Here is an 8,665-nt window from a genome sequence, read left to right on the forward strand (position 1 = left end):
ATACATCAAACATTTCAAAATAACTACTTGGCTTAACGCAGTCATTGCACTGATTTTATACTTTCTTAACTTATAAATCAAAACCACCAGTGTGAACTGGTGGTTTGCTCTGCGGCTGAAAGCCTTTGTTACCGACCTCGGCCTTAAAGGCCCACCGAACGGGTCTCCCATTTGCACCACATTCACTCACTGATTCTAAAGAATCTTCTATTTCTTCTTATTTTTTTGGCCTGTAAACGGGTCGTACTCTTCGAATAATGTTAATTGATCACCCATGAAGTCTTCTCTAAGCTGATTTCTAATGTATTCTTGTATTTGCCTTCTATTTCTACCCACTGTATCAGCATAGAAACCTCGGCACCAAAACTTTCTATTGCCATATTTGTATTTTAAATTGGCATGACGATCAAAAATCATCAAACTACTTTTACCTTTTAAATATCCCATAAATTGAGACACACTTATCTTTGGTGGAATACTTACCAACATGTGTATGTGATCTGGACAGCCGTTAGCTTCATGAATGGTTACACCTTTCCTTTCACATAAATCTCGAATAATTTGACCTATACTCTTTTTATACTTTCCATAAATAATTTGCCTTCTGTATTTTGGAGCGAAAACTATATGATACTTACAATTCCACATTGTGTGTGCTAAACTATTCTTGTCCTTCATTGGACACGCCTCCTTCTTAGGTGAGATTTAGTGGTCGGGAAACCAACTTTATCTTACCATGAAGAGAGGCTTTTTTTGACCCCACGCTTAAAGCTTTCCGGAACCCCTGGCACAGCCAGGGGTTTTCAAAAACATAAAAAAGCTATTTTCCACGATTGATGTTGGAAAATAGCTGTAGCTTTTAGAAAATACCGTTTTTTTCTTTGCAAGTTTGTTATGCCTATCGAACGAATACACTCGCTTTTCACTAACGAACGTCCAAGTCTCCTCATTTCTATTTGTGCGTTTTTCTCCTTGATTAAAACACTTTTGTTTTCGTCTCTGAATCTTTTTATTACATCTTTTCAGGTGCTGTTACACCAATTAGTTGAAGTGCATTAGAAAGCGTAATTCGAACTGCTTTCATTAATGCAATTCGAGCTTGAGTTCTCTCCTTATTATCTATATCCAAAACCTTTTCAGCATTATAAAAGCTATGCAGTAAAGTTGCAAGATCGTATACATATTGCGTCACTTTATGTGGTGTTTGCTTTTCAGCAGCATCTGCTACAACCTGTGGAAATTCAGCTAGTTTTTTCAATAAATCCGTTTCTTTCTCAGAAGTGAGTAAAGATACATCCATTGATTCTTCAGTCAAAAGCCCTTTGGCTTTAGCTTGCTCTAGCATTGTACAAATACGAGCATGTGCATATTGTACATAGAACACTGGATTATCATTTGATTGTGAGCGTGCAAGGTCCATATCAAAATCCAATTGGGAATCATTTGAACGAGTTACGAAATAGTAACGAACTGCATCCACACCAACTTCTTCTATTAATTCTCTTAATGCAACTGCCTTGCCTGTTCGCTTACTCATCCGAAGCTTTTCGCCATTTTCAAATAGATTTACCATTTGAATAATTTTCACATCAAACTTTTCTACTGGATAGCCAAGTGCCTGTATTGCTGCTCGCATACGCGGAATATAACCATGGTGATCTGCTCCCCATACATTTACGATCTTATCAAAACCTCTATCTAATTTATTCTTATGATAAGCTATATCTGGTGTAAGATATGTGTAACTACCATCTTGTTTAACCAAAACACGATCCTTATCATCGCCAAAATCCGTCGTACGGAACCACGTCGCGCCATCTTTTTCATAAATGAAATTGTCTAATACATCTAATGCTTCCGTAATTTTATTTTCTTTATATAAGGAACGCTCCGAGAACCAAGAATCAAATTCAACACGAAACTCTGCAAGATCCTTTTCAATTTTACCAAGTTCATATTTTAACCCATACTCTTTAAAGAAGGCTAACCTGTCCTTCTTCTCTTTAACTGCCCATTGATCGCCGTATTCTACACCCAGTTGCTTACCGATTTCTACAATATCTTCACCATAATAACCATCCTCCGGCATTTCAGCATCGTTACCTAATGCTTGTAGATAACGTGCTTCTACTGATAGAGCTAGATTATCGATTTGATTTCCCGCGTCATTGATATAATATTCACGTTCCACCTCATATCCAGCAGCATCTAACACATTGCATAAAACATCGCCAAACGCAGCTCCACGAGCATGCCCTAAATGGAGATCCCCAGTAGGATTTACTGATACAAATTCCACCTGAATTTTCTCACCTTGACCTGCATTTGTTTTTCCGTAAGATTGTTGTTCGCGCAGAATCGTTGGAATTATTTCACCAAGAAAATTGTCCTTCATGAAGAAATTAATAAAACCAGGCCCAGCTATTTCAACCTTATCTACAGCTGCTTCAGCCTTATCTAAATGCTTAACAATATCATCGGCGATTTGTCGAGGCGACTTCTTAGCAATACGCGCTAGCTGCATGGCAATATTTGTAGCAAAGTCTCCATGTGTTTTATCTTTTGGTTTTTCTAATATAACATCTGGCATCTCCGCTTCGTTTGTAAGCTCTGCCTGAATAACTGCTTTCGTAATTTGCTGTTTTAATATATTCTCTGTTTGTGCTAAGACATTCATGTCATGTCCTCCTCTTTAATCGTTACATCGATTTTATGTTGCCGTTCCTCTTGTCCATTTAGTTTGACAGTATAAGCTATATGTAAACTTCCATCTTCCCGGGTTTTTAATGGGGAATACAAAATAGATTGTGTGAAGGTTTCCATATGTATGCTGCCATAAGGATGCTTTAATACATTTTCTGTCGTTTGCCTTTCCTGGAACTGTTGATTCATCGTAACGTTACCAGAACGCTTAATATTTACCCTATCTGATTGAATAGTAATAAGATTTTTAATGACCGAATTATCGTCTGCCATTTCTTCAAATGTAAGTACATCCAAGCTTCCTTTTTTGTATAAAAATCCATTTTGCTGAATTTTATTATATTCCATTTGACCATTATCGTCGATCGTCGTACAAAGTTCAATAGCCACTTGCGTATGTAAACTCATTATATCGCCTCAACTTTAGATAAATCCTACCAGATTATAAGCCTTTTATAAACATGTATTCCTGTGTATTCTATTATAACAGAATATTTTTATCAAGCATTGATGTACCAAGGTTTTATAAAGTGAAACTTCCATCCGGCTTTTACTGAAACAAATACGTACAAAGGCTTAAATCGCCACGTCCTGTGGCAACGCCTTTGTGACCTACTTCCATGTAGGCCCGAACCAATCGGGCATTTACTGGCAGTTGATCCCACACTTAACCATATTTGTTTTCTTCATTGTAAACAACATAAAATTTGCTTCTTTACCTTACGTACTTCATCACTTTTTTTATACGTTCACAAGCCGATTAATTCCAAACATTATCTAAAATTCCATTATTAACACATATCTTTAGTTGCCAAACAATGCAGCCTCGATACATATCGAGCACTTGTTTTTTATGCATATGCATAATGTTACGAGAATAACGCTCGTGTAGGATAACTAGTGAGATACGAGCATTCACAGGAAGAATACAGGAAGCAGGTAAAGAATTTCAACCAAATATGTGACGGTAACCTTACTGTGTAAATTTTATATTTATGATATCATCTAGAAAATATATGTTAGGAGTGTTTTTTTGGACATCTTTATAACTATAGTTTTAATTATTGCCATTTTCGCTTCAATCGCTGCGTGGATCAATACCCAGACTATTTTAAAAGAATTAAAAGAAATAAAAGAGCATTTGGGTTTGAAGGGTGAGCAGAATGTCACGCCTCCATTCATTAAAAATGATCTCGATAAATGAATAACAGACCCTTTCAATTAAGGAGGGTCTGTCTGTGCCTAAATTATGAATAGACATTATAAGCTATTATTTTACCCAACCAAGCAACATTTCACGGATGAATTTACTTGCTGCAATCGCGGTCTTTTCCGAATGATCGTAAATGGGTGCAACTTCCACTACATCTGCACCAATTACCTCAACATTTGCATTTGCAATAAGCTGAATCACGTCTAACATTTCTGCAGAGGTAATACCACCCGCCTCCGCTGTACCAGTACCAGGTGCGAAGGCTGGGTCTAATACGTCAATATCAATGGTCACATAAACTTTTTTACCGGCTAGCTTTGGCAACATTTCCCTAAGTGGTGCAAAAACGTTGTACTTTGCCATATACATGCCGCTTTGCTTAGCAAATTGAAACTCCTCACGCATACCTGAGCGAATTCCAAAAGAATAAACATGATGAGCCCCGATCAATTCACAGATTTTTCGTATGGGCGTAGAATGAGAAAGGACTTCTCCTTCATATTCCTCTCTTAAGTCGGCATGAGCATCTATATGGATGAGAACCATGTCTGGATACATCTCATGCACTGCTTGAATTACTGGCCACGTAACTAAATGCTCCCCACCTAATCCAAGGGGGAATTTACCATCATGGACTATCTTTGAAACATAATTTTTAATTTCAGTTAAGCTTCTTTCCGCATTGCCAAATGGAAGTGGGATATCTCCTGCATCAAAATAACTTACTTCTTCTAAATGCTTATCCAAATATGGACTATACTCTTCAAGACCAATTGAGGCCTCACGAATTCGTCCAGGACCAAATCGGGATCCAGGTCTAAAGCTTACGGTCCAGTCCATTGGCATTCCGTAAATAACAGCATCTGCTTGATTATAATCTTGGCCAGCCATAATAAAAACTTTCCCAGAATAGGCTTCATCAAATTTCATAAAACGATCCTCCCCCTCTTAGGTCAGCAAGTCATTTACAAACTTAGGTAAAGCGAAAGCAGCCATATGCAGCTCAGAAGTATAATACTTTGTATTGATTGTGCTAAATCTTTCTTCTTTTACCTTTTGTGGATCATGTATTTTACTTCCCATTGTAAATGTCCATAATCCACTTGGGTACGTTGGAATATTAGCAGTATATAATTTTGTTATAGGAAAAATTGCTTTGACATCATGATACACCTGTGTAATTAGATCTGCTTTAAACCAAGGATTATCTGTTTGTGCAACAAATATCCCATCATCCTTTAATGCTTGAGAAATACCGGTGTAAAACCCTTGTGTAAATAGATTAACAGCCGGGCCCACCGGTTCCGTTGAATCTACCATAATGACATCGAAGGCTCGTTTGCTATTTGCTATATATAAGAAGCCATCCTCTACTTTGACTTCAACCCGAGGGTCTTCAAGATAGCCAGCTATCGTGGGCAAATATTTTTTGGAATAGGTAATCACCTGCCCATCAATTTCAACTAGTACAGCTTTCTCTACGGAAGGGTGCTTTAGCACTTCTCGTATAACGCCCCCATCTCCGCCTCCAACAACTAACACATGCTTGGGATTAGGATGGGTGAACAAGGGAACATGTGCCAACATCTCATGATAAACAAATTCATCCTTTTCTGTAGTCATTACCATATCATCAAGTACAAGCATTTTTCCCCATTCTTCTGTTTCTATTATGTTTAAATCCTGATAATCCGTTTGCACGGTAGTTAACGTTTGCTTTATTTTTGCTGTAATTCCAAAATTAGCTGTTTGCTTTTCAGTAAACCACATGCTCATACGAACACATCCTTTCCATATAACGACAATAAAATTATAGAGAAATTTGACAAAAAGACAAGCATTTTTTTCACATACGTTTATTTGCCTATATCTTTTCCCATAATGCTAGTAAAGAACACATAAATTGTAACTTTATGGAGAAAAGGATATGTTCATTCACTAAACATTTTCGGGTTATTCCCCACCTATATAATGAAAATTCAATCCATTGGGGGTTTTGTTTATCCACCTCACTGATTGTTAGGTGAACTAATCTTTACTGGCGGTTGATCCCCCACTTACCAATAGTGGTTTCTCTTTATTGCTTGAAGTGGGGGGCATACTCCCAGTTATATGCGGGATAAAAGTGAAACTTTTTGACCTGGCTTTGATAAGCTTTTTTTACCTTTAACTTAGGATATGAGGGAAAAGAACATGGCAAAAAAAAGAAAGATACGAATACATAAATTATTTCTGATTAGCATTGGATCTCTATTCCTTACTGGAATTTCCTTATTTATCTTTGTTTACTTGCTAAGCTTTGTTTTAGGTCCTCCAGAATTAGCAAATGATCAGAATACCATTCTATATAGCAGCTCAGGAGAAATCATTGGCGAACAGCATGAAGGAGAAAATCGAGAATGGGTAAATCTGAAGGATATGTCGGAGGCTGTTATCCAAGCTACAGTAGCGATTGAGGATCGTAATTTCTATGAACATCATGGATTTGATATAAAGCGAATCTTTGGTGCACTATTAAAAGACATTCAAACATGGTCACTAAAAGAGGGAGCCAGCACCTTAACTCAGCAATATGCGCGAAATTTATATTTATCACATGAAAAGACATGGTTACGAAAGATGAAGGAGGCATTTTATACTGTTCGTTTAGAGATGTTTTATTCAAAAGATAAAATCTTAGAGGGGTATTTAAATACGATTTACTATGGACACGGGGCATATGGTATCGAATCGGCAAGTAATTTATTCTTTGATACAAGTTCCAAACAGTTAACGTTAGCGCAAGCTTCCATGTTAGCAGGTATTCCTAAAGGACCAACCTATTACTCTCCATTAAATGATAGTAAAAGAGCAGAAGATCGACAGAAGCAAATTTTACAGGCAATGTATCAGCAAGGCAAGATTACAGAAATGGAGTACAAACAGGCCGCTCAAGCGAAGTTAGTATACAAAAAATCGAATGCACAGGAAAAAGAGCGAGTAGGTCCCTATTTTCAAGACTTCGTAATAAAGGAGGCTGCTGATCTGCTAAATATGGAAGTTGAAGGGATACGTTCTGGAGGCTACCAAATTCACACAACACTTCAAAAAGATCATCAGCTACTATTAGAGGAACAGATAAATCATGCGATTACACCTACAAGTGAAGTACAAGCAGGAGCCTTAGCAATGAATCCAAATACTGGAGGAATCATTGCAATGGTTGGGGGACGTAACTATCAAGAAAGCTCCTTTAACCGAACCGTTCAAGCAAAACGACAGCCTGGTTCTTCATTCAAGCCGTTCCTTTACTATGCTGCTTTAGAGAATGGCTATAAACCGAATACGATGCTACCAAGCAAACCAACTACATTTCAATTAGCAAATGGGGAAACCTATCAACCAAGTAATTATAATGGCTATTATGCTAACAAGGAAATAACGTTAGCCCAAGCATTGGCATTATCAGATAATATATATGCCGTTAAAACAAATCTGTTTGTTGGACCTAAAACTTTAGTAGAGACTGCAAGGGAATTTGGGATCACAAGTAAACTTCCAGAAGTTCCTTCACTAGCACTTGGCTCAGCAGCTGTATCTATGAAAGAAATGGTTACTGGATACAGTATGTTAGCAAATGGCGGGTACAAGATCGATGCTCATTCCATATCCAAAATTATTGATCATAACGGCAAGACCGTCTATAAACATAAATCTGAAAAGAAAAATCAAATACTTGACCAGAGAAAAACATTTATTCTAACGCATTTAATGACAGGGATGTTTGATCACGAACTTGATGGGTATATGCCCGTTACGGGTTCAACAATTACCGATCAACTAAATCGACTCTATGCTGGAAAATCTGGATCAACCAATTCTGACAGCTGGATGATTGGCTTTAGCCCCTCAATTGCCACTGGTATTTGGATAGGCTATGACGATAACCGTAAAATCGAAAAAGTTGCAGAGGAACGATATGCAAAGGAAATATGGGCTGATTTTATGCGAAAGTCTCATGAAAATTTACCAAACGAGACCTTTTCTGTACCCAGCGGAGTCATTGGAGTACCCGTTGATCCTACAACCGGAAAGCGTGCCACTCCTTATTGCAATACAAGTAGGGTGATGTTCTTTGAGAAAGGTACAGAGCCCCATGAATATTGCACGGAGCATTTCCATCACAACCAAGAAGATAAGGATGTAAAAAGAGAAGATAAAAGCATCGTCGAAAAAATATTCGACCTCTTTGATTAACCATTTTTACCTGAGCAAGATTCATCAAACAAACAGTCTTGTTGAAACTCGAAAAATTTTTATGTAAATATAGTGGGATACAGCTAATTGTTACTACAGGCGAACCTTCTAAAACAGATTCTCCTGAACAAAAGCGCAAATGCCCAATTGGAAACGCGGCGACTGGAACGAGTCAACGGAGATAAACGAATCACGGTGAGTTTGCGTGTCGATGATGACTTAGCTTAAGGTGAGTCGCCTAGTTTCTGGACGCTGGAGTTAGACGCCGCTAAACAGATCCATATTTATCTACATGGGCTAAATTTATAGTATCCTATACTAAGAAAAACTGAGCAAAATTCGCTCAGTCCTTATCACTACATGCTCAGATTCACGCTTCCTCTAGTAGCTATTATGGAATAATAGCTACTGCTTGCTTGACCACCACTCCGGCTGTCCACTTCCCTTTCCGTGGGGTTTGTCCTTCAGCTAACTTTTTTAGCAAAACCCGCTCAAAAAAGTGGATCTTCAGGT

At 37.8% G+C, this 8,665-nt stretch carries 8 protein-coding genes; 2 read left to right on the forward strand and 6 right to left on the reverse strand.

Translation table 11 applies throughout. From position 1 onward, the window contains the following. The 4 genes from Q1A47_RS19085 to Q1A47_RS19100 form a co-directional block, all read right to left on the reverse strand. The coding region (locus tag Q1A47_RS19085) for a hypothetical protein (RefSeq protein ID WP_299632706.1) at positions 1–186 on the reverse strand (186 nt) is incomplete at its 3' end. A 21-nt stretch (positions 187–207) separates the two neighbouring features. Further along, the gene (tnpA, locus tag Q1A47_RS19090; RefSeq protein WP_026681813.1) at positions 208–678 is read right to left on the reverse strand and encodes an IS200/IS605 family transposase; all 471 of its coding nucleotides are present in this window, start codon (positions 676–678) and stop codon (positions 208–210) included. Positions 679–1,012: 334 nt separating this feature from the next. Beyond that, a complete protein-coding gene (argS, locus tag Q1A47_RS19095; RefSeq protein WP_026681814.1) occupies positions 1,013–2,677 on the reverse strand; it encodes an arginine--tRNA ligase in 1,665 nt (554 codons plus the stop codon). Beyond that, positions 2,674–3,111 carry a DUF1934 domain-containing protein gene (locus Q1A47_RS19100; RefSeq protein ID WP_166530101.1) on the reverse strand — a complete coding sequence of 146 codons (438 nt, stop codon included), beginning with the start codon at positions 3,109–3,111 and terminating at the stop codon, positions 2,674–2,676. The genes argS and Q1A47_RS19100 overlap by 4 nt, the downstream gene beginning before the upstream one ends. Positions 3,112–3,736: 625 nt before the next feature. Between Q1A47_RS19100 and Q1A47_RS19105 the strand changes: the two genes are divergently transcribed. Continuing rightward, positions 3,737–3,907 carry a hypothetical protein gene (locus Q1A47_RS19105; RefSeq protein WP_161629276.1) on the forward strand — a complete coding sequence of 57 codons (171 nt, stop codon included), beginning with the start codon at positions 3,737–3,739 and terminating at the stop codon, positions 3,905–3,907. Between the two features lie 66 nt (positions 3,908–3,973). On the opposite strand, the gene speB is transcribed toward Q1A47_RS19105, so the two are convergent. Further along, the gene (gene speB, locus Q1A47_RS19110) at positions 3,974–4,846 is read right to left on the reverse strand and encodes an agmatinase (RefSeq protein WP_026681816.1); all 873 of its coding nucleotides are present in this window, start codon (positions 4,844–4,846) and stop codon (positions 3,974–3,976) included. Between the two features lie 18 nt (positions 4,847–4,864). Then, positions 4,865–5,692, reverse strand: a complete 828-nt coding sequence (speE, locus tag Q1A47_RS19115; protein ID WP_026681817.1) for a polyamine aminopropyltransferase — start codon at positions 5,690–5,692, stop codon at positions 4,865–4,867. 417 nt (positions 5,693–6,109) lie between these two features. On the opposite strand from speE, the gene Q1A47_RS19120 reads away from it, so the two are divergent. Then, entirely contained in the window at positions 6,110–8,152 is a 2,043-nt protein-coding gene (locus Q1A47_RS19120) for a transglycosylase domain-containing protein (protein ID WP_166530100.1), read from the forward strand. The last annotated feature ends 513 nt before the right edge of the window (positions 8,153–8,665 follow it).

The sequence above is a fragment of the uncultured Virgibacillus sp. genome (assembly GCF_947495635.1).
In the GTDB taxonomy this organism is placed as follows: Bacteria; Bacillota; Bacilli; order Bacillales; family Amphibacillaceae; genus Virgibacillus; species Virgibacillus salarius.

Bases quoted from the DNA above. Each gene is read 5' to 3' on its own strand.
- tnpA (WP_026681813.1), bottom strand. From the start codon at position 678: ATGAAGGACAAGAATAGTTTAGCACACACAATGTGGAATTGTAAGTAT.
- Q1A47_RS19120 (WP_166530100.1), top strand. From the start codon at position 6,110: ATGGCAAAAAAAAGAAAGATACGAATACATAAATTATTTCTGATTAGC.
- argS (WP_026681814.1), bottom strand. From the start codon at position 2,677: ATGAATGTCTTAGCACAAACAGAGAATATATTAAAACAGCAAATTACG.
- Q1A47_RS19100 (WP_166530101.1), bottom strand. From the start codon at position 3,111: ATGAGTTTACATACGCAAGTGGCTATTGAACTTTGTACGACGATCGAC.
- speB (WP_026681816.1), bottom strand. From the start codon at position 4,846: ATGAAATTTGATGAAGCCTATTCTGGGAAAGTTTTTATTATGGCTGGC.
- speE (WP_026681817.1), bottom strand. From the start codon at position 5,692: ATGAGCATGTGGTTTACTGAAAAGCAAACAGCTAATTTTGGAATTACA.